We start from the raw sequence: 25,001 nt of genomic DNA on the forward strand, positions 1-25,001 counted from the left end.
TATTCCGCGTCAAAACTAAGGCCAGCCCGGGTGATGCTGAAAAACGCAGCACTTAACCGGCACCATCTTGACTCATCCCCCCGATTTTTCTATGTTTACTCCCCGTAGTTCCCGCCTCAATGCCGGTATAGCTCAGTTGGTAGAGCAGCGCATTCGTAATGCGAAGGTCGCAGGTTCGACTCCTGTTTCCGGCACCATTTCAAACACTTCCCAGGTCTACCGAAATCAACTTAAAGCCCGTGTACTGCGGCTCCAAGCCCGTATCTTGTCTCCTGTTATCAACTGGACTCAACCGGAATCAAGTTATAGCTGGGGGCATAAGTAGGGGATTCTGTGTTCGGCCCAGGGATATGTCCCTAATGAAGCTAAACGCATGACAGATAGACACTGCTAATCCCATAGAGAAAGCCTATAAGCTGGCAGATGTTGCTGGTTTGTATCTTGAGGTTGTTCCTTCTGGTTCCAGATATTGGCGGATGAAGTATCGCTTCAATGGAAAAGAGAAGCGTATGGCTTTTGGTGTCTATCCGGCAGTGTCCATTGCACAAGCGAGGGCACTACGTGATGAAGCCAAGAAAAGACTGGCCGAAGGTATCGATCCATCGTTTGCTAAGAAAGAATAAAAGTTGGTTCGCGATGTGCAGCTCAATAATACGTTTCAGGCTGTGGCACTTGAATGGCACGGAACGAAGGTGAGCCGATGGTCAGAAGGTATGCCTCCGACATTATCGAAGCTTTCAATAAAGATATTTTCCCCTATATCGGTCAGCAGCCAGTCAACGAAATTAAGCCTCTTGTTCTGCGTCGGATGGAAAGCCGTGGTGCGACAGAGAAGGCCAAGAAGGTTCGCCAGCGCTGCCGCGAAGTCTTTCGCTACACCATAGTTACCGGTCGTGTGGAATACAATCCGACTGCGGATCTAACCAGCGCGATGTCAGGGCATGAATCGAAGCATTATCCCTTCCTTACCGTTGAGGAGTTACCAGACTTCTTTAAAGCTCTTTCTGACTATACAGGCAGCCCGCTGGTTGTTCTTGCCGCACGTTTGCTGATCCTTACGGGAGTTCGCACCGGCGAGCTTCGAGGTGCTTTCTGGAGTGAGTTTGATCATGAGAAAGCGGTGTGGGAAATCCCTGCAGAGCGTATGAAGACGAAACGGCCTGACCTTGTCCTCCTCTCTACCCAAGCGCTGGAAATCGTACAGCAACTCAAAGTCATGTCAGGGCAATATCCACTGGTGTTCCCGGGACGTAATGATCCCCGCAAGACGATGAGTGAAGCGAGTATCAATCAGGTGTTTAAGCGGATTGGATATACGGGGAAGGTAACGGGGCACGGTTTCCGCCACACGATGAGTACGATTTCGCATGAGGAAGGGTTTAATACGGCATGGATTGAAACCCAGCTTGCGCATGTCGATAAGAATGCGATTCGCGGGACGTACAACCATGCGCTGTATTTGGAAGGCAGGAGAGAGATGATGCAGTGGTATACGGATTATATTGATAAAGTTGGAAGGGTTGCTATCAGGAGTGCTTCATAATTAGATTTCTCTAAGCCTAACTGGATCGTTAGGAATACAGGAAAACTATACAATTATTGCTCCTCCAAAATGGAGGGGCTGAAAATAATAATTATTTTTTATGAAGCACATTTAAGTAGATTATTAACTTCCTCAACTATTAGATATAAGGTTTCTAAATTCCAGAAGTATATGTAAATTATAACTTATTTATTAGTTAACTTGAGGGGCGATAAATAAGTTCACATTTAATGATGCTACAAACCTCGAAATACTATCCCTTTGGATGTGAGTTGGTTTTTATATGTAACTAATTTACTTATATCACATTTCATAATACACAGCATTCATTGTTTTAGGTATAATAATCCGGTTACAGCATTTTAGATGAGTACATGTTTCTTATAAGGGTGTTATCTAAATGGATGATTTTGAAGATAAAAAAAGATTTGAAGAGGCAATCGAAGCTGGTCAACGAAATCTCCGTGCTGTACACCTACTTAGTAACTGGTGTTCTCACTCTGAATTTATTCGATCAGAGGGGAGAGGCATGATTGAGGCTGAAACAGGGTTACCCATTGGTCACATGGGAGTTCAATGCAAATTTGTTAAGCAAAGTTCAATGCTTAGCTGGCTTCTGGAAGACTCGGTTTACAGCTTCTATAAACAGAACTGTAAACATTGTAATCAACGGATTCCGGTGGGATTTCCCAATATTTTAGAGTTTGTAGGCCCAAGAGAAAAATCTGCCGAAGAACGAAATTTGGCTCGCAAAGAAGAAGAAAGGCAGAGAAAGCAGAAGCAGCTCAATAGACAACAAGAGCGAGCAGTATTACGTCTTTCACTTACTCTAGAAGAAACATTTGTACTTGATTTGCTTGATGAACTCGATCAAGAAGATATAGAGAACAACGATCCCCGTTTGGAACAACTTGCTAATCTGGCACCTGAGACATTTACAAGTAAAATAATTGAACACTTGTTGCCTGCAGTGTTACATGAGAAATTGCCATATTCAATGCCAGCAGCAAAAGCTTTAATAAGAACTGAATTATCACAAGCGGAAAAACTGGCAATTTCAGTATATTTAATAAACAACTACGAATATTGTCCACCTGCTATAGAAGCAACCCTCTTGGAAGCAGAGAATCTATCTGAAGATGATTTCTTAGAAGTCCTTTACCACTTTGTTAGAATGGCTGTTGAATCGCCTCCTGGAATGATGATTGGTACATTTGAGCGAAAAGTACTTAATAAAGGCCCCATTCAGTCACTTTTAAAAAAAAGACAAGCTGATATCTGTGATGTTGTTGATGAATACATAAAAGATACTCACCGGGGAAAATTTCAATTTGCTATTGAGATAATTATTGCATCGGATGATGATGAGCTGCTTCTAAGACATATTAGAAGTATATTTGCTAAGCTTATGCGTCGACGGACTCTACTCCCGGAGGAGCGGAGAGATAGCAGCATTCTTTTCTTTCTTCGGAAGGCTGCTACGAAATGCTTAGATAGATTTCCCGATGAAAGCGATAAAGTTATTCAATCCTATCTTGCTGACAAAGATGATATTGGGAGACATGAGGCCAATAGAGCTTACAGATCTGTACTGCGCAATAACTATAGAAAAAAAAGTAAAATAGGAAAGACGCAAAAAATAGCTTTTAGGCGTTTGCTCTGGGCTGCAGTGGATAATCCAGAGGATAGCATGGATGATGCAGGACAATTCTTTAGACACTCTTGGGACGAATTTGCTGAGCTTGCAGTTGATAATTTTGACGATTTGATCGGAGCGGCTGCAACGCTAAGCGAGAAATTTGAGACGTTGAATAAAGAAAAAATCATAGAAATAAATGAGAGTTTTCTAGATCATTTAGATAAAAGTAATAAGCGTAATGCTATTGATGACTTACAGGGTGCATTGATTGAATGGGCTGCGATTGGAGCAAAATCTAGAGGGAGTGAAGGAATCGATGATTTTCTTCAGCTCTATAGAAGCTTACCAGAAGAACAAACTCAAATGCGTGGGAACATGATTGCCCATGTTTCTAAGTTATTAACTGGTATTGACAGCCTAACACTAGTGCTCTCTGATTGGTATCGTGCTCTTATGGATGAGAGTACATTGATTCGAGCACGTGCCGTAGAAGCGTGGGAAAATGTTCCCTATGATTTAGTGAAGAATTTCCCAGATTTATTCTTCGAAGCATATTCAGTCTTGCTATTAGATCAATATGTTATGGTGCATCAGTATACTGTTCGCGCTTTGAGCCGTAGATCTTTTCCTGAGGAGAAACGGGGACTTGTGAGATCCCGGCTATGGAATCTAATTTGCTATTATACTCAACAAGATAAAAAAGATAATTTCATTGTAGAATGCATTGACGTTTTTGCTTCTCTTTGCTTATCAGATGAAGAGAGAAAGGGAAAAATTGGATTGCTTCTTTCTAATATATTATTAATTTTAGAAGGAAGTGCACTTTATGATGCTATCAATCGATTGCGTTTTCGTTTTGATGATATTCCCGGTTTTGTCAAAGTCGCACTCAAAGCAATTCAGGATAAGTATACTCGCAGTATTTCTATTGATGACTGCATCTCAGTGATATTAAAAGCGCCACATGATGAGCTTCTAAATTGTAAAGACGATCTCCAAAAAGCATTCAATGTTCTGAAACCATTTAAACCTCAACAATTTATTGAAGCATTAGTGTACGTGGCTGCGTTAAGCAAGTGTGGTGATAACGTAACTGCAAATGTTTGTTTAAAGGAACTACTGGAAAAAATTCCAAATGATGAAAGAAATACACAATGGAAACTTAAGGCTGCTTTAGTTACAGAAGCAGCTAGCATTGAACATGCCATAAGTGTTTGCGAACCCTGTAATGACTTAATTGAAAAATGGAATGGCCTTACGGCTGAGTTGGAGAAAGAATATGAAGAACGAGCCAAGTTTCGAGATTTTCCGCCAAGCTTTTTCTCCGAGAGTTGAGATTGCAGCAGCGTTGGATGGTGCACTCAAGTCCATTCCGAATGACTTGGTGAAACTTAAAGAAGCGTGTCAAAAGCTCAATGAAACGCTCGATGAGCTCGGTCAGGGATATGTTGAAGATCAATATCGTGCATATTACATAGCAATGACTATATTTGTAACTCTAGCTGAGTGGAAACATGCTATACGTAATGCTGAGACTGATGCTCAAAGGTTTTTAAATTCAGCACAATTAAAAGCATCAGAGATCGACATGACGACGAGTCTTTCGGAGAACAAACAATTTAATGAGTTTATAGAGCAAGTCCGTTCAATCAGTAAATTAGATTCATTAAAAAAAATACAAGACCAGTTAACAAGCTGGTCATTGCCACTACTCTTATTCGCAAATCTTCGCAATAAAAATATTGAGGGGATTAGGCAAGGAATATCTAGTAAAGGGACGAAAGAGAATAAAACGCAAGAATCAACAGTTGCATTTCTAAAGTTTGATATTGATGGGGAACCAGCTCAGCAATGGAATTATCTCAAGCCGGGTACGGCTTATGACCTTAACATAGAGGTCAGGGTTTCAAATTGGCCAAAAAGTGCAAATTTCCTCTCATTAAAGCCAGTGACAATTGATACTCGTGAGCGAGACTGGTTGCCTGATTTTAGATTTGAGAAACCAGAGGGGAAGGGCCCCTTCACACTGAAGGGGATCGGTCGTGTCGTCTTGGAAGTGGCAAATTCATTTGGCTCGAGACCTTACGAATTCCTATATGCTGCCGAGTTTGACAATTTAAGTAATTGCCAAAATATTGCTATCGTAGGACATAGGCGCTTATTACTTGAAGGTAGTGATTCCGCTCAAGCTCCATTAACTGGATTTTCAAACGTCGATAGGCATCTTATAAAAATTCGTAACATATTACGAGCTTTCCCTGGATTACACTCAGATGACATTGCTAATACAATGGTTATACTTGGCGGCTTAGGAAATGTTGCAGCACAAGCTCTTAAAGCTAGTTTATTTATTGCTGGCACATCAGAGCAAAAATTTCAGCGTAAAATAGCCGAAATGCTTAGAAGTAGGAATGATATTGGCGAGAACTTACAAGGCCATCCAGAGGCTGCTGGCGGGATAACGGATCTCACATTTGAAGACATTCCGATAGAACTAAAAGTTGAAAATAATAAGGTTCTTTTCCCCAAGGATTTTCAAAAATATTTCGATCAAACAGCAGCTTATGCCATTGGATTAGGTAAGCGTATCGGTATTTTGGTTGTTCTGGAATCAACGTCAAAATCAGCGCCGGTGGGAGTAATAGAGGATGATATTGAAGTATTCACACATCCAACAGGTCAATCTCAAGTTGCAATTGTTGTTGTCGTCGTCAGAGGTGGTTTACCTAAACCCAGTTCTTATTCTCGATAGCCATTTATATCAACAATTAGTAGAATATAAAGATTATAGGAAATTGTATTCTGTCTATATGATTTTATTTTGTTTTATGCAGAGGGCTGCGTGTGAAAAGAAAAGTGGAAATAACCAAGAACAGCTTTTTTGAGCTTTTTTCTGATGCAATAACTCTTTATGAATTATCAGTAGCAACACAAAAAACACACATCAAAAAAACACTTGCAAAATCAAGTATACTTTCAATTAACTACGCTATTGAGGCTGCAGCTAATTCATTTTTATCTTCTATAGAAATATCGCAAAAGTTAAAGGATCAAATTGACAGATTATCTTCACTTGATAAATTTGACTATACTCTTCAATGGCATAAAGACATATCTTTACCTCGTGGAACCACTCAAACACAAATAATAAAAGAATTAATAGCACAACGAAATGCATTGGTACATCCCAAGATTAAAATTTTCACTGATACAATAGAAACAAAACCGGGTGAAGGAAAAATCGCTTATCAACACCAGTCTAATAGTCACTCCGAACAAGTTAAAAGTAATATATCAGGTATATCACTTGATCCTGAAACATATACTGAAAAAGATGCTTTTATTGCGATCAAGGCTCTTGTGGATTTTTTAAATTGCTACGTTAACGATTGGTGGGGTATTGATTTGGATACTTCTGCTTTATTGCTTTTGCCATCATGGAACGGCTCAATACAATCGCAACCAATAATTTATGAGAGTAACTCACTGGAGACTGTTCTAAGGCATGATCCTGAGCTAAAAATAAAGTTTATTGAGTTGCATGGTATATTTGAGCAATTTCAATAATACTCCATAAATTATTTATACCAGAAGGAATGATGAGAGGCGCTCCTTTAACCAAACTTTAACGCCTGCTTCTTCTCTTAGTCAATAACAGACGTTAAGCGCTACGGCATGTCGAAATTTTTTGCTGATTGATGAGTAATCAACAATGGTAAAAAACCATAAAGGCTAATTGTTCTCAACTAGTGCAATAAGCCGTAAGTACCGCGAATCCTTGGTCAGACTTGTATCTGTATCTTCAATTAGTTCTAGAATTCTCTGCAGCTCACCTGAAGTACGCGTGAATTTCTGTGGTGTTATTTTGTCCATTAAATCAAGTGTGGTTTCTGGAAAAATAGCTGCAATTGCTTCTTTACCACCGAGCTCCCTAGTGAATCTGTAGAACAAGTGATCAATTGTCTCGATTGGTACTAAGTATGTTTTTACTGAATCGTAAACCTCCGGAAACTTATCGCCAGTATCGTCAAGTAAACCAACCCATGCTTTTACAGAGCTCGTGGTTCTATATTGGCGTTCTTTGGGCCAGTCCTCTCTGATTAATGGGATCACATACTTAACCCAGCCACTCTCGTTTTTCTTCCCGACCAATCCTAACCAGGAAATAAACCGATTTCGAGCCTCGTCAGATAATTCTCGTAATATGGATCGCATTTCATTCCTGGAAGGACTGGAGGGCTCATCAGGGTGAAACATTCTCATTAAACCAAGCCATTGCGAAGCTCGAACTGAATAATCTTTTTCCCACGAAAGAGATTCGATCCAAGGTATAAGGTTAAGAAAACAGGGTTTAATAAGTTCAGCTACTGCAATCGAAGGCATATCATTGCAATGAAGATAACCATTCCATGCAGGTTCTGCTGCAGGATGTTTTAAGTCCAAAATAGGTATAAGCCATTCTTTTGCCCATGCAGGATCAACAAACATTAGCCAATTTAGATTGCGAGTCGTTATAGCTATAGTGTGGTCCGCACCTTCTCCTGGTGCAGTAAAAAGACGTTCAATACGAGACTTAATAGAATACGGAATAAGCGAGCCAGCTTTTTTTTCTTCACTTGGCATTACTTGAAAAAGCGCTTGAGTACATTTACCGACAGGACCATTGATTGCATGGCTGAATGTACGCCGAGACTGTATTACAACCTCACCATTTCGGATAACTTCTCCGAAACCACTCCGTGTTGCATCAGCCCCACCGCTCAGTATGCCCTCTATGACATGATCGTAAACTGCCCACCCGAGATCCTCATCAAATTCAAGAGTCGCAACTAAATTTTGTTCAAGCCAGTTACTTAATGTATGTCGTAACTCGACCAAAGCTGTAACTGGCAACCGCACAATTCGGTTCAGGAATACTCGTCTCACCCTTGGTTTAAGATCTTTAGGTAATTCACTTATCATTGGCGACCAAAATTCCTTAGGGTAATCACCGCCTCTTCCTGCAATAGCTAGTGCAGACAAAGCCTTACGCGGGTTTTCTTTTATCAATCCGACAAAAGGTTGCCTACTAGTAAAGCTGTCATCTTCTCGTTTAAGTATCTCTTTTACTTTTGGGATTATTTCGTTTGCTGGAAGATCTAAGATTATATCTGGCTTTTCGTCTGTACGAACCCAACCTGTCCGTGAACCCCAATTGATGACAACAGATGTAGCCCAGCCATCATTCCAGTCAGGAATTCTTTTAATCATCGCAGTTAGTTGGTCACGATGAATAGTGGATATTTTACAGCCGCTTAGTTCGAGATAGCGAGCGTATCTAGCTACTAGTATCTCCCTTTGTTTTGGAATGTCTTCCTCAGGAAAATAAAGTAAATGGTTCGGGCCGGTTAAATTATGCTCTATAATTCGATTCTGATTTTCTTGCGAGAATTCTTCCCAACGATCAGTGAGCAGAAAAAGAAGTTCGCGGGTAACATTTGTGTCCCAAAATTCACTTTGATCCAAAGACAAAAGCTCTTCGGCAACACGGTCAGCCTCAAAGATGCCTGTTTTACTGTATGCATAAAGTCTAAGCTTTCGGAAGAAAAATGGCTCCTTTACTGGCCAAGTTGTTACGTGTGCCTTAGCCAATTCTGGCCACTTCATAACAACTCGGTCTAAAAGGTTGGCAAACCATGTCAATACCTCCGCACCTTTCGCGAAATGTTCTTCTCCTTCAACCGCACGTTCTGGATAACAACTTGGGCTTGGAAAGTAGTACGTATCAATATCCTCTAATATTCCGGAGGCAATTATTATTTGCGCTTCTAAAGCACTAAATACTTGTAGTAATACATTGTCAGGTACGTCTAAATCGTCATCATGTCTTTCGGTGAACACAACTTCAAATTGGCCTAGTTCGCTGAACTGAATTTCCTCCCAGGAGCCGCTTGGCGGTCTGACTTCACCCAATCCATACGGCAATTTCATTTCCAATCGGGGTGTCATTACCCTACGAAACTCTCGTAAAACACCAGCTGTCCAGCCTCGGTTTGTAATTCGATCTTTTAAGTTGTACCAATCGACGTCATAACGACGATTGCGGGGATCTTTATGATGTTCAAGAATTAAGCTCCACAGTTGACGAGAGCGTTTGTGGATAGATGTTGAATGCTCAATATTACGTTCAATATTTTGTAGTAGTAGAGGATGAATGCTGATTTTTCGGATAGCCCACCAAGCCATCACGGGGCTATCAAGAGATTTGCAGAACCAGGCCATGAGATGGCTCAATCGTTTCGGCATTGTCTCCAAACATCCAGCCAAGCGATGGTAATCTGACGGATTATCATCTTCGTCGCGCCATTCAAGGAGATTGTCGTTACTCACTCCACGTTTACGTTCATCATCAGAGATATCTTGCAGATCGTCATCAAGCCCATAAGCTCCTTGTGGATCGAAGGTCTCTGCATCATTGTCATCATGTTCGTAGTATCTTTTCTTCTGTTTGGCTGACCGAATATTTGCATCCATCACACAAATCCATTCAGGATGAGGACGTGGAATAGCTTCAGAGAATAATCTCGCACCTTGTGCAGTGCGAAGTATATGGGCAATTTGGCCACGTTCATACGGCGCTAGAATTTTCGGATCTTGCTGGCTTTTAGCGATAATAGAAGCTCGCCATCGACGTGGATCATCTGCTCGCTCAGCCCATGCTTCCAAAGTCCTCCAAAGGGCCGGATGATCGGAATAGGCTATGGCTGTAACTCCTCTGTCACGCCATTTGGCTTCGATATCCTCAGCAAGGCCGCGATCAAATGCATAAAGTCTGGAACGATCATACTGTCCATCATGATTGAGACCCTGAAGGAGGTATTTAACTGGTGGGTCTTCTGCCTGATAACCGACCAAAACAACAATGTATCGTTCCAGAAGAAGCTTAATAAAGTTGGTCGCCCATCCTTCTGAAAGATATGCTCGACCAAAGTCTGCACTGCTCAGCACATAAGGATGGTTTACAGCATTTTCGTCGACCAGACGGCCGTGAAGATATGTAATTCCCTCAATTGTCGAACCGAAATTCAGATTTGGGAAAGCTGGCGGCACATATCGAGTTAGATTATCTTGCGCTTGGTTAACCTCGAACAGTCGGTCAAAGTTCGTTGTGACAATCTGTGGAACTCCACTCTGATTTGAGGAAATTCTTTTAATCAGAGCATGCTCGCGTCCAACCTCTATGTCAGTTCTTGTAGTCCCCAGACGCTTTGATACCAAAGCATTCACCTCATCCTTGCCATATTCCAGATGTAGGAGGTTGAAAATTTGGTCGAGAGGGACATTCGCCGAAGATTGGTCGTGAAGCCATGGGCGAAATGCAGCCATGATTTCTGAATCGTGTGGTGGGTCAAAGTATTCAATTACATGCTGGGTAAGCTCTACAAAGCTTGGCATCCCTGAAGGTAATGAAACCCCTGCGCCACAAAGAAATACAACTCGCCCTGTATCACAGCGTTCTAAGAGGATATCGGGTATGGAAGGCCCTTCAGGGTTGAATCTCATGAGCTCAACTTTTCTAAGCGTTAATTTATGCTTGGATTCTACTATTCGTAGCCATGTGATGAACACAGGTAGTGAAAAACCTCTGATCTATCTCAAAGTAAACGACTGAATCATTCAGTCTTCTGACATCGATAATCACCTGAAACCTCTCTAGATGGGTAAGCGTACAGCGAGAACCCTATTGACGAAGAGAGTTATTCCGCTGGCAGTATGATGCGCTATCAAAGAGGCGATGATTTATGCCAACGTGATTGGCTCCGATCTGGGACCGAAAATTACACCTATTGGTAGCTTTGACCTGCGCCGCAGTGTGATCAACTGCAGCGCTCACCTCATCCTTAACCAGCAATCAGCGCCCGCGGTTCCAGAAACGCGCTGATACCCGCCTGTCCCATTTCCCGGCCGATGCCGGAGTGGCGGAAACCGCCGAACGGCGCGCGCGGTTCGTGAGCCAGCGTGTTGATCATCACGCGGCCAGCGATCAGCTGTTCTCCCACGTTGCGCGCATGCTGTTCATCCGCACCGATCACCAGTGCCGACAGGCCGTAATCGCTGTCGTTGGCCATGGCGATGGCTTCGGCTTCATCGCGGTAGGTCAGGATGCTCAGCACCGGGCCAAAAATCTCTTCGCGCGCCAGCGGCATTTCATTGGTGACATCGCTGAACAGCGTCGGGCGGATATACCAGCCGTGGTGCAGCCCGTCCGGGCGGCCGCTGCCGCCGGTCAGCAGGCGCGCGCCCTGTTGTTCGCCAAGCGCAATATAGTGCTGCACGCGCTGCCACTGTTTCTCGTTGACCATCGGCCCGATGGTGGTGCGCGCGTCAGCAGGATCGCCGGAGACCTCCGCAGCGACTGCCGCCGTCAGCGCCTGTTCGAACTCGGCCTTGCGCTGCTCCGGCACCAGAATACGCGTGCCAGCAATACAGGCCTGGCCGCTATTGATAAAGCCAGCCTGAACCGCCAGCCCGGCTGCCTGCGCGGCATCGGCATCCGGCAAAATCAGCGTCGGTGATTTACCGCCCAGCTCCAGCGTGACGCGTTTAAAGGTGTCGGCGGCGCTGCGCAGAATTGCTTTGCCGGTGGCGGTCGAGCCGGTGAAGGAGATTTTCGCCACCTGCGGACTGCGGCTCAGGGCTTCACCGACGCTGGCACCACGTCCGGTGACGATATTAAACACCCCCGCAGGCAAACCGGCGGTGTGCAGCGCCCTGGTGATCACCTGGGTCTGCAACAGGCTGAACTCGCTGGGTTTGATCACGGCGGTACAGCCTGCGGCAATCGCGGTGGCTAGTTTATGGCAGATAAAGCCCGCGTTGCTGTTCCATGGTGTGATCAGGCCGGCAACGCCGAGCGGCAGCATCTGCACCTGCGCGCGGCCTGCCTGTTGTACAAACGGATAGCGTTTCAGCTCTTCAATGACCTGCAGAATCACGTCAGCCGGATAGCGGCTCATCCACTCGGAGCGTGCGGTGGGCGCGCCGTACTCCTCAAGGATCGCCGCGCGCAGCTTGCTTTCGGCTCCGTTAACCGCATGGTACATCTGTTCCAGCAGGGTGATGCGCTGCTCCACCGTGGTCGCGGCGAAGGCGGGAAACGCCGCCGCTGCCGCCGCAATCGCGCGTTCAGCATCCTGCGCATCGGCCAGACGCGCTTTACCGATTACGCTGCCGTCGGCAGGTTTGATAATATCCAGCCATTCATCGCCGTCAGGAGTGACAAACTGGCCGTTGATATAGATGTGTTCAATCATGTGCATGGCTATGCTCCTTTGCATGTTGCGTGGCGGCAAAGTAGCACGCACCATCGGCGGCGATAATCCGCCTCCGCCTGCAAAGGGTATTGCGCGAAACGGAATAATTGATGAACCGGACAGGTCTGACTGAACTGGAAATTGTGCTGGCGGTCGCGCGGCGCGGCACCTTTAAAGCGGCGGCCAGCGAGCTGGAGATGTCGCCTTCGGCGGTGACCAATGCGGTTGCCGCGCTGGAGAAACGACTGGGCGTGCGGCTTTTCAACCGCACCACGCGCAGCGTCGCGCTGACCGATGCCGGACGGCGTTTCAGCGAGAAAATTGTGCCAGCGCTGGCGATGATCCGCAGCGCGGCTGAGGAAGCCGGCAGCGATCCGGGCGATCCGGCCGGCATGCTGCGTCTCAACGTGCCGCCCGAGAGCAGCGCGCTATGGTACGCATCGATATTGCTGCCGTTCCTGCAGCGCTATCCACGCATTCGCGTCGATATTTACAGCCAGAAAGAGCGGGTGGATATCGTGGCCGACGGCTTCGATGCCGGCATTCGGCTGGCAGAAGATGTGCCGGGCGATATGATTGCCGTCAGGCTGACGCCGGAAATGCGCATGATTGTGGTGGCCGCGCCAGTCTACCTCGCACACGCGGGCACACCGCAGACGCCAGAGGCGCTCGATCAGCATCAAACCCTGTGTATGCGTATGGCGGACGGCAGCGTTTACCGCTGGGAGCTGAGCCAGCAGCAGCAGCGTTATCGGCTGCAGGGCGAGCCGCGTATGGCGGCCAGCGACATGAGCGCCATCCACCAGGCGGCGCTGGCGGGGCTGGGCATTGCCTGCATGACGGAACAGCAGGTTGCGGCGGATGTGCAGGCGGGCCGACTGGTGCACCTGTTGCCCGGCTGGCAGGTGCCTCTCGGTGCGCTCTGCCTTTACTATCCGGGACACCGGCTGGTGCCGCCGGCGCTGCGGGCGCTCACCGAATTTGTGCGTGAGCAGCGTGATGCTTCTGCCTGATCTGAAGCCGGATGACGTCCTTTATCAGGCGTTCAGTAACTTCAGCACCTGCTGCGGCAGCTGATTAGCCTGCGCCAGCAGGGCGCTGCTGGCCTGTTGCAGAATTTGCTGACGCGACAGGCTGGAGACTTCTGTGGCGTAATCCGCATCCTCAATACGGGAACGCGATGCCGCAATCGCGGCGGTGGCGTTACCCTGCAGCGTTTGCGCCGAGAGCAGCCGGTTAGCAACGGCGCCCAGACGGGTGCGCTGACTGTCGATTTGCCCGATAGCGCGATCCAGCGTGGCAAGCGGATCGTCCGGATGTTTCAGGCGGATCTCTGAACCGGTCTCGGCCACGCGCAGCGTCGTAAAGTTGGTGGAGGCATCGGTCACTGACGACAAAGCCGCCTGGAAGTAAATCTGCACGTCACCCACGCCCTGCAGGGTTTTCAGCATCAGGTTGCCGCTGCTGTCACTGCGCACGAAGGTGGCGGTTTTATCCAGATTGCCGTTCGGCACATCCATGTAGTAATTGCCGTCGGCGTCGAGTTTCAGCACATCATTACTGCTGTTGCCATCGACATCGGTATAGCGCACATCCACATTGGCCGGATCGAGCGTGATGTAAGAGGTGCCGGTCACGCTGTTTACCGCACTGAAGCTATTAATGCTGCTGGCGCTGGTCGCGACGATGCTCAGGGCATTACTGGTGCCATCCGAGGTCGCGCTGACGGCGGCGTTATAATACTGGTAGTTACCGCCGCCGTTATCCACTTCCATTACATACTGCCCGCCGCTGGTGCGCAGCAGACGGCCATTGCTCACCGCGTTGCCGCTGGCATCGCTGAAGCTAAGGCTGGCGGTGCTGGTGTCGATCGCCGGCGTGTCGGTCACCGTGGTCGGCAGGGTCGCGAAATCACTGTCGGTTTTGGCGGCACCGCCGGTCATGCGTGCCGTTACCGCGCCGCTGCTGCCAAAGCTGAGCGTGGCCGGATACCAGCTGTTGTTCTGCTCAATATAATACTGGCCATTATCCTGCGTTAACGTGGCTGCGGGCGTGGTGCTCAGCGCGCTGCCGCTGCTGTCCTGAAAATTAACCGCCGGGATGGTGCGCGACGCAATGCTGCTGACGTTGCTGTACAGCGGCGCCGGATTGCTGCGGCTAATCGAGACGTTACCGGCAGCCGTGGCGGTGTCCCAGCGCGCACTGACGGCGGCCAGATAATAGACCGGCTTGCCGTCGGCGTCGCTGCTCTGCACGTACTGGCGGTTATCACCACTGCTGCGCACCAGCTGCGGTGAGCCGCTGGCGGGCACATAGTTTACGGTAATCGCCGGGTTGCTGAACGCCATATTGGTGGCGAGGCCGGTGAGGGTGGTGACATTGGTCACTTTGCCGCTGATGCCGCTGATCACCAAATCCTTAAGTCCCAGTGCCTCCACGCTGAAGCCGGGCGCCGACAGGTCGAGACTGATTTTCTCGTTGTCATTAGCGCCCACCTGGAATCCCAGCTTACCGGCGCTGCCATCCAGCAGCCTGATGCCGTTAAAGCTGCTGCTGGTGTTGAGCCGGTCAATCTCTTTCAGATTGAGGTTAATCTCCGCCTGAATGGCGTCTGAGTCGCTCTGCGAATTGGTGCTGTTTAATCCCTGAACCGCCAGCTGGCGAATCCGCTGCAGGCGGTTATTGATCTCATCCAGCGCGCTTTCCGCGGTTTCGACCAGTGACAGGCCGTCACCGGTATTACGCTGCGCCACCGCCAGGCCGTTCTGCTGGCTGCTAAAACGGTTACCAATCGCCTGACCTGCCGCATCGTCACGCGCGCTGGTGATGCGCATACCCGACGATAAATGGCGGATCGCATCGCCCAGCGCCGCGCCACTTCTGGCAGATTGCTTGCCGGCGTTGAGGGCAGACAGATTGGTTTGCAGGCTGATCATTTCCGGGCTCACTGATAAATACACTGATAGCGTTATCGGCATTTACCGGCTTTCTTTAAAAAAATATTTGGCCTAAGTCACGTCAGCGAAGCGCTGATTGTTAAAATAAGCAGCATGAAATCTCGCTAAGTTGAGTTTGTGCTGCGGTAAGGATCTGTATTTTTTCGCACGGCGCTAATTTATAGAGGCTGGGCTTGACGACTACTAAAAATAGCAGGTCAGCACAATGAATAAAGATTATTACTGCTTAAGCGGGACGGCGAGGGCGTAACCCATTGCGATAACAACCGCTTAGGACGCTACTGGACTTATCCGCCGGTTTCCCTGCTCTTATTCCTGGTCAGCAGCGCGCGCCGCCCTTATCAATCGCCGCGGTTGCGCTTTATCCATGCTAATCATTCAGCGCGAAATATTGTGGCGGGGCGGGTGAGTAAATTCCGTTTTGGTCTGGAAGGCATTGACCTTATAACTGCGCCTGGTAAGAATGCGGTAAAAGTTTTGAATCAGATCGCAATTTTTGGCCTTGTGCCATTTGCAGTCCGGCTGCGATAGCCGGACTGAATTAACGCCACTTGCACCTCGCGCCGCGCAACATACATCACGGCGTAATAAAAGTGCAGGGCATACAGCAAATATCGTTAATGTCGTAACGCTCGTTGCGAAGGCCCGTCGAAAGATGCACCTTTTCAACCGCGGTCGGCAGTTCCCGTTTTCCTGATGCGGCAAAAAATAGCTGGAGAGGTAGCGCCGATCAGGATAACGAATAAACCTCTATCTGATAAATGTTTTACCCGGCAGCAACGCAATAAATACGTTGCTGTGCAGGAAGCGTTGGGGCTAACTGGCTGATAAATCACTGAACTCTGCGGAGTGCAGCGCCCCTTCTTTACGCCTGAAAATACACCAAAGAGAATTCCAGCACGCTGGTCGCTGTAAGCCAGGGGCGGTAGCCTGCGGTTTTTACCCTTTAAATCGCCAGGTGAACCTGACCTGAATATATAGCGAAATTCTTATCTGGTTCCAGCAAAAAATAGACGTGTTCCGGCGGTCATATTTTGCTGAGGAAACTCTGAAAACAGCGCCGTATTAATGTTAAGCCGGATGAAAGCATGGGCCGTTAAACGTTAAGTATTAACGGTTCAGTATCGATTTTTATTTTGTCACGGCGGGTTTAACCCGCGATAAATTATGTTTTGAGGTCATATGCAAACTCCCGTTAACGACGTGCTGATTAGCGTCATTGTGCCGGTGTATAACGCCGCAGCTTATCTGGAAAGATGCATCGACAGCCTGCTGCAGCAGGATGAGATTCGCTTTGAGGCCATTTTTATTAATGACGGCTCCAGCGATGACTCGCTGGCGATCCTGCAGCGTTACGCCGGTTATCCGCAGTTCCACCTTATCAGCCAGGCCAACGCGGGCGTCTCGGCGGCGCGCAACCGGGGCATTCGCGCCTCGCGCGGCCGGCTGCTGTGTTTTTTAGACGCCGATGACTTTCTGCCGCCCCAGGCCTTCTCGACGTATGTGCGGCTGATGAGTGATGAAACGGCGATGGTGGTGGGTGAGTCACAACACTTCAACCCGGACGGTGCCCCGCTGGATTTTCCCGCCAACCGTGAACAGGCGCACACGCTGTCGGTATCGGCGGCGATTAACGATCTGCTCTATTACCATCCGCGCCACGGTATCTGCGACAAGGTGTTTCGCGGCGATGTCATTCGTCAGCACCGGCTGCGGTTCAACGAAGAGATCGCCAATTTCGAAGACCTGCTGTTTGTCATGAACTACCTGCATCTGCAGCAGGATCGCCAGGTAGTGATGACGCAGCGGGTGGTTTATCACTACGTCAAATCCACGCACTCCGCCACGCGTTCGGCGCTGCGGGAAAAACATTTCTCTTTTGCCCGCTCGTTCAGCGGCATGAAAGCATTTTTATCGAACCAGCATTATCGCTGTTATTACCACCTCTATTTAAAAGTCACGGCGTCTTACATCCACAAAGGGCTGCACAGCGACAGCCTGAGCCGCGCCTTTATTGATGAATACATCACGCTCTATCGCCGCAGTTTCCGCAGCTGGTGCACCGCCGGACCGCTATTTAATCCGTGGAGCCTGTATTTTGCGCTGTTTTTCATTAGCCCGCGCCTGGTTTCACGGCTGCGCCGGCTGGCAGAGAAATAATCGCACCGGAGGCGTTGTGAAAGACAAATTAAAAAACTCCATGTGGATGATTGCCGAAAAGCTGATTGCGGTATTCGGCCTGATCTTTGTCACCTCCTACGTGGCGAAATACGTCGGGCCCACCACCTTCGGCATTATCTCCATCGCCATGCTGGTATTTCAGTTTATTCAGACCATCGCACTGATGGGCAGCGATGTGATTTTGCTAAAACGCATCGCGCAGAATCATCACTCCGGCCTGCGCCTGATGATGGCGACCTTCCTGCTGGTACTGGTGCTGTATTGCGTGCTGTCGATTGTCGGCATGGCGATTATGGAAGAGGAATGGAGCGCCGACGCGCTGGTCTTTATCTGCGCGGCAGCCATTGCCTGCCTGTTCTCATCCATTGACCTGGTCAATATTTACAACGAAGCGAGGCTCAACGCGCGTCTCAATGTGATTGCCAACGTCATTGGCCTGGCGATCAGCCTGACGGTGCGCTTTCTGATCTCCTATTACCAGCTGGAACCGGCCTGGCTGGCGATTCCGATTGTGCTCGCCACCTTTATTCCTTTCACCATCAAGTTAACGCTGTTTCTGCTGTATGAGCGGCGTGCACCGCTTCCGGCGCTGCGCCACGTGAAAAAGTATTCGCGCTACATGCTGGTTTCCGGCATGTCGCTGATCTTCTCTGCGATTGCCGTTGCGCTCTATACCCGCGTGAATCAAATCAGCGTCTCTTATTTTCTCGGCGTGAAAGAGGCGGGCATTTTTTCCGTGGCGCTGACGTTGTCGACCGCCTGGGTATTTTTACCCAGCGCGCTGCTGGCGTCGTTTTATCCGGCATTTTTTGCCGAGCGGAATGACCAGCAGGCGATCGTCAAAGCGCAGAAACTGCATCTGCTGGTGATTGGCGTTTCCGCTGCGGTAATTGTGGCGATCTGGCTGCTGTCGGGCTGGTTTATTCGTGACTTCTACGGTGAGCAATATCTTGATGCGGTCGCGCCGACGTTATTACTCAGCCTCGGTGCGATGTGCGCGGTGCTGAGCAGCGTCATGGATCGTTTCATCATTAAATATAACGGCTATCGCTATCTGGTGAAAAAAACCTTCGCGGTATTAGTGATTTGCGTGCTGTCGTCGCTGCTGCTGGTGCCACATTTCGGTTTAACCGGTGCCGCCATGAGCGTGGTATTAACCGAGTTTTTATCCTTCTCCCTGCTGAATTACTTTTTCCCGGCACAGCCGGTCATGCGTATTCATCTGATCTTTTTCAACCCCAGGAAACTATGGCAGCTCTTTAGCACTATCAAAACCTCAGACAGTAAAGAGAGTTTATCATGAATGAAAAAACGCTATTTAGTATTATCATTCCCGTTTATAACGCGCAAAACACTATCCGGCGTACGCTGCAAAGCGTATTAAATCAAACCTTCAGTAGCTATGAAATAATTGTTGTCAACGATGGCAGTCGCGATAACAGTGCCCGGATTTTGCAGGAGTTTGCTCACTATCCGCAGGTTACGGTGCTTAATCAAATTAACGCAGGCGTCAGTGCGGCACGCAATAGCGGGCTGCAGCAGGCCAGCGGGGAATATGTCCTGTTTCTCGATGCGGATGACTGGGTTGACGATAACTTCCTGATGAGTTTCAAACTCAATCTCAATGCCTGGCCGGCCGAATCGGTGGACTTAATGGTTGGCAATCTCAACGACAACCGTATCGGCAAAGTCTCGCAGGCGGGATTCTTCAGCCAGCAGGATATTCCTTACGTGCTGGGCGAGCTGGAGATGAGTGACAACATTGGCTATCTGCATAATAAATGTTATCGCCGCCAGATTATTGACGATCTTCATCTGCGCTTCATGGAAGGCGTCTCGATGAGTGAGGACCTGCTGTTTAACCTGAAGTTTTTCAGCTGCGTCAGTAATTTTCTCATTACCCTAGGCGCGGCTTATCATTATGAGGATGTGGCGGGATCGCTGTCGAAACGTAAAGTGCAGTACAGCGAACTGAAAGTGCGTAAACAGTCGCTTACCGATTTGTACGATTCGATTGTGGAAAAGTACGCGTCGGGTAATCTCGACCATTTTTTAAAAGCAATCTCGAAACGCGTGCTGGCACTGGATATGCAGATTGTCACCGCTATGTATCACGCCTCGTTTTCACCTGCCGATATTGCGCAGGAAATTAATCAAATCAAGCGCGGAAAATATTCTAAAGGTATTTTTACGCTGCTGAATAAAAATGAAAAACTGAAGTACATGATTATGAATTTGAATACTATCACAGCGTACTATTTCCTTTATGCCCTCTACAGAATGCGGGCATTCTGATTTTCAATTCTCCCGGCGTTATCCTCTGGCGAAGTACAGCATTGCCCGAGGCTAGCTGCCGGGGGAGTTTCCTCCTGAGCGCTCTGCTGCTGGCAACATCCCCGCACTTCATTCTCCCGCTCACGTCCACTTCGCGCTGTGTCTTGCACTCCTGACGCTTCTCAGGTCAAATAGCGCCCCAGGCAATCGATTGCGTGCGTGTTTCGTGCGTTATTGTTGCTTTTATCGCCATTTCGCGCATTTTTACCGCCTTTGTGATGCATGTCTTGCGTTGCTGCAATCCACGCCGGGCAAAAACGGGTAGCATAGGCGCGTTTTGTGAAGCGACCGCACGCTGCAGGCCGCCGCGAATTTTTAGCCGTCGTTCCGGCTGCATTTGAGACAATTTTGGAGAGACAGATGGATAACTCACAAACCGGTACCCTCGGTACGGTGGAGGCGGCAGCAACCGGCTGGCGCAAGAGTGATACGGTGTGGATGCTGGGCCTGTACGGCACCGCGATTGGCGCAGGGGTGCTGTTTCTGCCGATTAACGCCGGCGCGGGTGGGCTGATTCCGTTACTCATCATGGCGATTCTCGCCTTCCCGATGACCTTCTTTGCGCACCGTGCGCTGACGCGCTTTGTGCTCTCCGGCAAAAATCCCGGTGCGGATATCACGGACGTAGTGGAAGAGCATTTCGGTGTCGGCGCCGGTAAGATCATCACGCTGCTCTACTTCTTTGCCATCTACCCGATCCTGCTGATGTATAGCGTGGCAATCACCAATACCGTGGACAGCTTTATTGTGCACCAGCTCGGGCTGGTATCGCCGCCGCGTGCGCTGCTGTCGCTGATTTTGATTGCTGGCATGATGACGGTGGTGCGCTTCGGCGAGCAGATGATTGTCAAAGCGATGAGCGTGCTGGTGTTTCCGTTTGTGGCGGTGCTGATGCTGCTGGCTGCGTATCTGGTGCCGCACTGGCACGGCGCGGCGCTGGAGACCTTATCGTTTGCGCAAAGCGGCAGCGACAGCAGTATCTGGATGACGCTGTGGCTGGCGATTCCGGTGATGGTGTTCTCCTTCAACCATTCGCCGATTATCTCGTCTTTTGCCGTGGCGAAACGCGCCGAGTACGGCGCCGGCGCGGAGAAAAAGTGTTCACGCATTCTGGCCAGCGCCCATCTGATGATGGTGGTGACCGTGATGTTCTTTGTGTTCAGCTGCGTGCTGAGCCTGTCGCCCGCCGATTTACAGGCAGCAAAGGCGCAGAACATCACCATTCTGTCCTATCTGGCGAACCACTTTAACGTGCCGATGATTGCCTGGATGGGGCCGATTGTCGCCATCGTGGCGATCACCAAATCGTTCCTCGGCCACTATCTGGGCGCGCGTGAAGGCTTTAACGGCATGGTAGCGAAGTCGCTGCGCAGCCGCGGTAAAACCATCACGCCGCAGAAAATGAATCGCCTGACCACGCTGTTTATGCTGCTGACCACCTGGCTGGTTGCCACTCTGAACCCGAGCATTCTCGGCATGATTGAGACGCTGGGCGGGCCGGTGATTGCGATGATTCTGTTCCTGATGCCGATGTACGCTATTCATAAAGTCCCGGCGATGCGCCAGTACAGCGGCAAAATCAGTAACCTGTTTGTGGTGCTGGTGGGGATTCTGGCGATTTCATCCATCGCTTATTCGCTGATGAATTAACAGCAGGACGCGGTGCGCCGGACCCGATGCGCACCGCCAAGACAACGCCTGCGACACTGAACGGCCCCGTCTGACGCATGCAGATCGGGGCTGTTTGTTTTAAACCGCAGCGGTTTTAAACACGCTCATCGACTGCGCCAGACGATCGGCCTGCTCCTGCAGCGCCTGAGACGCAGCGGACGCTTCCTGCACCAGCGCGGCGTTCTGCTGCGTCACCGCTTCCATCTGCGTAATGGCCTGATTGATTTCACTGATGCCGCTGCTCTGTTCGCTGCTGGCGATGGTGATTTCGCTCATGATCTCCGCCACGCTGCTTACGCTATTGACGACCTCACCAATGGTCGAACCGGCGTGCGTCACCAGACGGCTGCCTTCATCCACCTTCGCCACTGAGTCTTCAATCAGCACTTTGATCTCTTTCGCCGCGGAGGCAGAACGCTGCGCCAGGTTACGCACTTCGGTGGCGACGACGGCAAATCCGCGACCCTGTTCACCGGCGCGCGCCGCTTCGACCGCCGCGTTGAGCGACAGGATGTTGGTCTGGAAGGCGATAGAGTCGATCACGCTGATGATGTCGACAATCTTCTTCGAGGAGAGGGCAATCGCCTCCATCTTCACAATCACCTGCTCCATCACTTCACCGCCTTCTTTGGCGACGCCGGAGGTTTTCGCCACCAGCGAGTTGGCTTCGCGCGCATTGTCGGCGTTGTGCTTCACGGTAGCGGTCATCTGCTCCATCGCGGAGGCCGTCTCTTCCAGCGAGCTGGCCTGCTGTTCAGTGCGTGAAGAGAGATCGATGTTGCCGCTGGAGATCTGGTTGGACGCCACGGCGATGGTGTCGGATCCGGCGCGTACGTCGGAAACAATGGTCAGCAGGTTATCGTTCATCGCCTGCAGAGCCTGCATCAGCGCGCCCGTTTCATCTTTGCTGCGTATTTCAATGCGCGAGCTGAGATCGCCGGCAGCCACTTTGCTGGCGATGGTCACCGCTTCATTCAGTGGATGCACAATCGAACGGGTCAGCAGCCAGCCCATCACCACGGCAGCGAGAATGGCGAGCGCGGAGAACACCAGCGTGACTTCAATCGCCGTGGTGCCATCGTCGATAATGCCGGCACCTTCCTGCTGGAGCTGCGAGGACTGGGAATCAGCAAACGCCACCGCCAGGTCGAGGTAGGCATTCTGCACGGCGGTAATTTTTTTCAGCACGTAGTAGCTGGCGTCATCGGCTTTACCGGCCCGCACCAGATCCAGCACCTCATTTTTCTGCTGTTCAAACTGCTGACTGGCAGCCTGCAGGCTGGCAATTTTCTTCTTGCCCACGGCGGTAATCTGAATCGCTTCGATCTTCTTCATCGCCGCGTTGGTGCGGGCGGTGGCGTCTGCCAGTTGCTGAAAGCGCTGCACGTTGAACTGTGGTCGGGTGGTATCGATGACGATGCCGCGCAGGTATTTGATCTGATCGTTGACGCCATCGCGCACGTCAAAGCCGAGGCGCACTTTTACATAGCGATCTTCCACAATCGAGGTAATGCCGCTCTTGATGTTGTTAATCTTCATGATTGAGGTAATACCAATCACCACCAGTAGTGCCACCACTAAACCAAAGGCGATGCCCAGGCGGACGCCGACCTTCATATTCTTTAAGCTCAACATTGGATCTCCCCGCAATGCCAGAATGCTGTTGTATTAAAACGGAAACGCAGACGACGGGTCTGCAATATGTCGATGATGTATAAAGGAAAGATTTTTTGCCATTGCGACGAGACGGGTCTGGCGCCACCAGCGCAGGCGCTAAAGTTATCGGTTGCTAATGTTTTAACTTTAATTTTTTAGGGATTTGTCACAAAACGGTTAAGAGGGCTTAAGGTTGATTAATCACTGGTCGTAATTAGGTGGCATCACGGCCTATGTCGGTGCGCAAAATTGCGCACCCTACAAAAACGCGCAGAGGCGGCAGGGTCACCATCGATGGTGACCTGAGACGCGCAACTGAAAGGCATCGCGCAATAAATTGCGCCGCTACCACCCGTGCGGTTATCAGCGGCATCACATGGAAGGAATATCAGTTACCCGTGCGGTTATCAGCGGCATCTTATGAAAGGAATATCTGCATGATAAGTCGCGCCATCATGATTCATTGCGGATGGGATATCTGCATTATCCCGTCGCACAAACCGTAGCGGCGCGATTCATCGCGCATTTCATTTAACGCACCGTGGCGGAATGCGCAATAAACTGCCCTCTGCAAAAAAACACGCAGAGACCCTGTAGGGTCACCATTCATGGTGACCTCAGACGATTAATAGATCAGTAAGACAGGATAAATACGCCGTTACGGTAATGCTGCTGAAGGCAGGCGAGCGGGCACAAAAAAGGCGCGAACATCGCGCCTGAGGGGATAATCGGGGCAAGCGCTTAGCGCTTCTTCTCCAGCACGCGATAAATCACGCTGGAAAGCTCGTTGATTTCAAACTTAGCGACGTAACCGTCAGCGCCCACTTTGCGCACGTGATCTTCGTTGGCGCTGCCGGACAGCGAGGAGTGAATCACCACCGGAATCTGCCGCAGCGCGTCGTCGCGCTTGATGTTGCGCGTCAGGGTAAAGCCGTCCATCTCCGGCATTTCGAGGTCGGTCAGCACCAGCGCGATTTTGTCGTGAATCGACTCGCCGTTAGCCTGCGCTTCTTTCTGCATCTCGCTGATTTTAATCCACGCTTCAAGCCCGGTATTGTGCATGATGGCCGGAATGCCCATGCTTTTCAGCCCCTGTTCCAGCAGCTGACGCGCCACTTTGGAGTCTTCAGCAACAATTGCTACCTGGCCGGGTTTAAGGTTGAAATTCTTCGCCGTCTCTTCGCTCGGCTCAACACCACGCACCGACGGAATGATGTCATACAGAATCTGCTCGACGTCGAGCACCAGTGCCAGATTGTTGCTCTGACCGTCGGTGTCCAGACAGGCGATGCTGGTGATGTTACGGCTGCCGATGCCCGCTTCCGCCGTGTGCACCTGATTCCAGTCGAGACGCACAATGTTCTCCACCGATTCCACGGCAAATGCCTGGGTGCTGCGCGCGTATTCGGTCACCAGCAGCAGGTTGAGGCCGGTTTCCGGTTTGCAGCCGGTTACGGCCGGCAGGTCGATCACCGGAATAAACTGGCCGCGAATGCTGGCCATGCCGAGCAGCGGTGAATTCATGCCGGCGGCGCGGGTAATCGTCGGCATCGGCACAATTTCACGCAGTTTAAATACGTTGATGCCGTACAGCTCAGACTTGCCTTTCAGCCGATCGGAACCCAGCCGGAACAGCAGCAGTTCGAATTTGTTAGAAAGCGCAAGGTTAGCGCGTTCATCGATCTCTTTCTGAAAATTATCCATTGTGGCCTCGGGGCAGAATCTGG

The 25,001-nt window shown here is 49.6% G+C and carries 14 protein-coding genes, 1 tRNA gene and 2 pseudogenes; 11 read left to right on the forward strand and 6 right to left on the reverse strand.

The window, feature by feature from the left end:
• The first annotated feature begins 121 nt into the window (after positions 1-121).
• The 5 genes and pseudogenes from KOL70_RS00210 to KOL70_RS00230 all read left to right on the forward strand — a co-directional run bounded on the left by KOL70_RS00210 (position 122) and on the right by KOL70_RS00230 (position 6,749).
• Positions 122-197: transfer RNA gene (locus KOL70_RS00210), tRNA-Thr, on the forward strand.
• Between the two features lie 183 nt (positions 198-380).
• Positions 381-1,543 (forward strand): annotated as a pseudogene (locus tag KOL70_RS00215) (tyrosine-type recombinase/integrase).
• Positions 1,544-1,943: 400 nt separating this feature from the next.
• Complete coding sequence (locus KOL70_RS00220) at positions 1,944-4,517, forward strand: hypothetical protein (protein WP_254185824.1); 2,574 nt, start codon at positions 1,944-1,946, stop codon at positions 4,515-4,517.
• Positions 4,462-5,934 (forward strand): hypothetical protein, encoded by a 1,473-nt coding sequence (locus KOL70_RS00225; protein WP_215480047.1) that lies wholly within the window; start codon positions 4,462-4,464, stop codon positions 5,932-5,934. The genes KOL70_RS00220 and KOL70_RS00225 overlap by 56 nt, the downstream gene beginning before the upstream one ends.
• Before the next feature lie 92 nt (positions 5,935-6,026).
• Positions 6,027-6,749 carry a hypothetical protein gene (locus tag KOL70_RS00230; RefSeq protein ID WP_215480048.1) on the forward strand — a complete coding sequence of 241 codons (723 nt, stop codon included), beginning with the start codon at positions 6,027-6,029 and terminating at the stop codon, positions 6,747-6,749.
• A gap of 165 nt (positions 6,750-6,914) precedes the next feature.
• Here KOL70_RS00230 and KOL70_RS00235 read toward each other — a convergent pair whose 3' ends face one another.
• Complete coding sequence (locus KOL70_RS00235; protein WP_254185825.1) at positions 6,915-10,724, reverse strand: SIR2 family protein; 3,810 nt, start codon at positions 10,722-10,724, stop codon at positions 6,915-6,917.
• 220 nt (positions 10,725-10,944) lie between these two features.
• Between KOL70_RS00235 and KOL70_RS00240 the strand changes: the two are divergent.
• Positions 10,945-11,016: pseudogene (locus tag KOL70_RS00240) on the forward strand (ArsB/NhaD family transporter); the annotation flags it as partial.
• A 46-nt stretch (positions 11,017-11,062) separates the two neighbouring features.
• Here KOL70_RS00240 and KOL70_RS00245 read toward each other — a convergent pair.
• Positions 11,063-12,481: an aldehyde dehydrogenase family protein gene (locus KOL70_RS00245; RefSeq protein ID WP_104092619.1), complete on the reverse strand. Its 1,419-nt coding sequence runs from the start codon at positions 12,479-12,481 to the stop codon at positions 11,063-11,065.
• A gap of 104 nt (positions 12,482-12,585) precedes the next feature.
• Between KOL70_RS00245 and KOL70_RS00250 the strand changes: the two genes are divergently transcribed.
• Complete coding sequence (locus KOL70_RS00250; protein ID WP_215480049.1) at positions 12,586-13,488, forward strand: LysR family transcriptional regulator; 903 nt, start codon at positions 12,586-12,588, stop codon at positions 13,486-13,488.
• Positions 13,489-13,512: 24 nt separating this feature from the next.
• On the opposite strand, the gene KOL70_RS00255 is transcribed toward KOL70_RS00250, so the two are convergent.
• On the reverse strand, positions 13,513-15,411 hold the full coding sequence (locus tag KOL70_RS00255) for a flagellin (RefSeq protein WP_215480050.1): 1,899 nt from the start codon (positions 15,409-15,411) through the stop codon (positions 13,513-13,515).
• 1,203 nt (positions 15,412-16,614) lie between these two features.
• Between KOL70_RS00255 and KOL70_RS00260 the strand changes: the two genes are divergently transcribed.
• Genes KOL70_RS00260 through KOL70_RS00270 form a run of 3 tightly spaced genes read left to right on the forward strand, consistent with a single transcriptional unit; the run spans position 16,615 to position 19,908 of the window.
• The gene (locus KOL70_RS00260; protein ID WP_104092622.1) at positions 16,615-17,592 is read left to right on the forward strand and encodes a glycosyltransferase family 2 protein; all 978 of its coding nucleotides are present in this window, start codon (positions 16,615-16,617) and stop codon (positions 17,590-17,592) included.
• 16 nt (positions 17,593-17,608) lie between these two features.
• Entirely contained in the window at positions 17,609-18,916 is a 1,308-nt protein-coding gene (locus KOL70_RS00265) for an oligosaccharide flippase family protein (RefSeq protein ID WP_058775186.1), read from the forward strand.
• Complete coding sequence (locus KOL70_RS00270) at positions 18,913-19,908, forward strand: glycosyltransferase family A protein (RefSeq protein WP_215480051.1); 996 nt, start codon at positions 18,913-18,915, stop codon at positions 19,906-19,908. The genes KOL70_RS00265 and KOL70_RS00270 overlap by 4 nt, the downstream gene beginning before the upstream one ends.
• A 166-nt stretch (positions 19,909-20,074) precedes the next feature.
• Here the strand turns inward: KOL70_RS00270 and KOL70_RS00275 are convergent, their stop codons facing one another.
• Positions 20,075-20,320: a hypothetical protein gene (locus KOL70_RS00275; RefSeq protein WP_146068670.1), complete on the reverse strand. Its 246-nt coding sequence runs from the start codon at positions 20,318-20,320 to the stop codon at positions 20,075-20,077.
• Here KOL70_RS00275 and KOL70_RS00280 point away from each other — a divergent pair.
• Entirely contained in the window at positions 20,308-21,597 is a 1,290-nt protein-coding gene (locus KOL70_RS00280; protein WP_021507261.1) for an HAAAP family serine/threonine permease, read from the forward strand. The two genes, KOL70_RS00275 and KOL70_RS00280, sit on opposite strands and share 13 nt — an antisense overlap.
• Before the next feature lie 99 nt (positions 21,598-21,696).
• On the opposite strand, the gene KOL70_RS00285 is transcribed toward KOL70_RS00280, so the two are convergent.
• Together KOL70_RS00285 and KOL70_RS00290 are read right to left on the reverse strand one after the other, a co-directional pair.
• Positions 21,697-23,253 (reverse strand): methyl-accepting chemotaxis protein, encoded by a 1,557-nt coding sequence (locus KOL70_RS00285; protein WP_031279667.1) that lies wholly within the window; start codon positions 23,251-23,253, stop codon positions 21,697-21,699.
• Between the two features lie 762 nt (positions 23,254-24,015).
• Positions 24,016-24,978, reverse strand: coding sequence for a chemotaxis protein (locus KOL70_RS00290; protein ID WP_021507259.1), 963 nt, complete (start codon positions 24,976-24,978; stop codon positions 24,016-24,018).
• Positions 24,979-25,001: the final 23 nt, after the last annotated feature.

The sequence above is a fragment of the Pantoea sp. B270 genome (assembly GCF_018726825.1).
Classification (GTDB): Bacteria; Pseudomonadota; Gammaproteobacteria; order Enterobacterales; family Enterobacteriaceae; genus Pantoea; species Pantoea dispersa.

Bases quoted from the DNA above. Each gene is read 5' to 3' on its own strand.
- KOL70_RS00220 (WP_254185824.1), top strand. From the start codon at position 1,944: ATGGATGATTTTGAAGATAAAAAAAGATTTGAAGAGGCAATCGAAGCT.
- KOL70_RS00225 (WP_215480047.1), top strand. From the start codon at position 4,462: ATGAAGAACGAGCCAAGTTTCGAGATTTTCCGCCAAGCTTTTTCTCCG.
- KOL70_RS00235 (WP_254185825.1), bottom strand. From the start codon at position 10,724: ATGAGATTCAACCCTGAAGGGCCTTCCATACCCGATATCCTCTTAGAA.
- KOL70_RS00245 (WP_104092619.1), bottom strand. From the start codon at position 12,481: ATGCACATGATTGAACACATCTATATCAACGGCCAGTTTGTCACTCCT.
- KOL70_RS00250 (WP_215480049.1), top strand. From the start codon at position 12,586: ATGAACCGGACAGGTCTGACTGAACTGGAAATTGTGCTGGCGGTCGCG.
- KOL70_RS00255 (WP_215480050.1), bottom strand. From the start codon at position 15,411: ATGATCAGCCTGCAAACCAATCTGTCTGCCCTCAACGCCGGCAAGCAA.
- KOL70_RS00260 (WP_104092622.1), top strand. From the start codon at position 16,615: ATGCAAACTCCCGTTAACGACGTGCTGATTAGCGTCATTGTGCCGGTG.
- KOL70_RS00270 (WP_215480051.1), top strand. From the start codon at position 18,913: ATGAATGAAAAAACGCTATTTAGTATTATCATTCCCGTTTATAACGCG.
- KOL70_RS00280 (WP_021507261.1), top strand. From the start codon at position 20,308: ATGGATAACTCACAAACCGGTACCCTCGGTACGGTGGAGGCGGCAGCA.
- KOL70_RS00285 (WP_031279667.1), bottom strand. From the start codon at position 23,253: ATGTTGAGCTTAAAGAATATGAAGGTCGGCGTCCGCCTGGGCATCGCC.
- KOL70_RS00290 (WP_021507259.1), bottom strand. From the start codon at position 24,978: ATGGATAATTTTCAGAAAGAGATCGATGAACGCGCTAACCTTGCGCTT.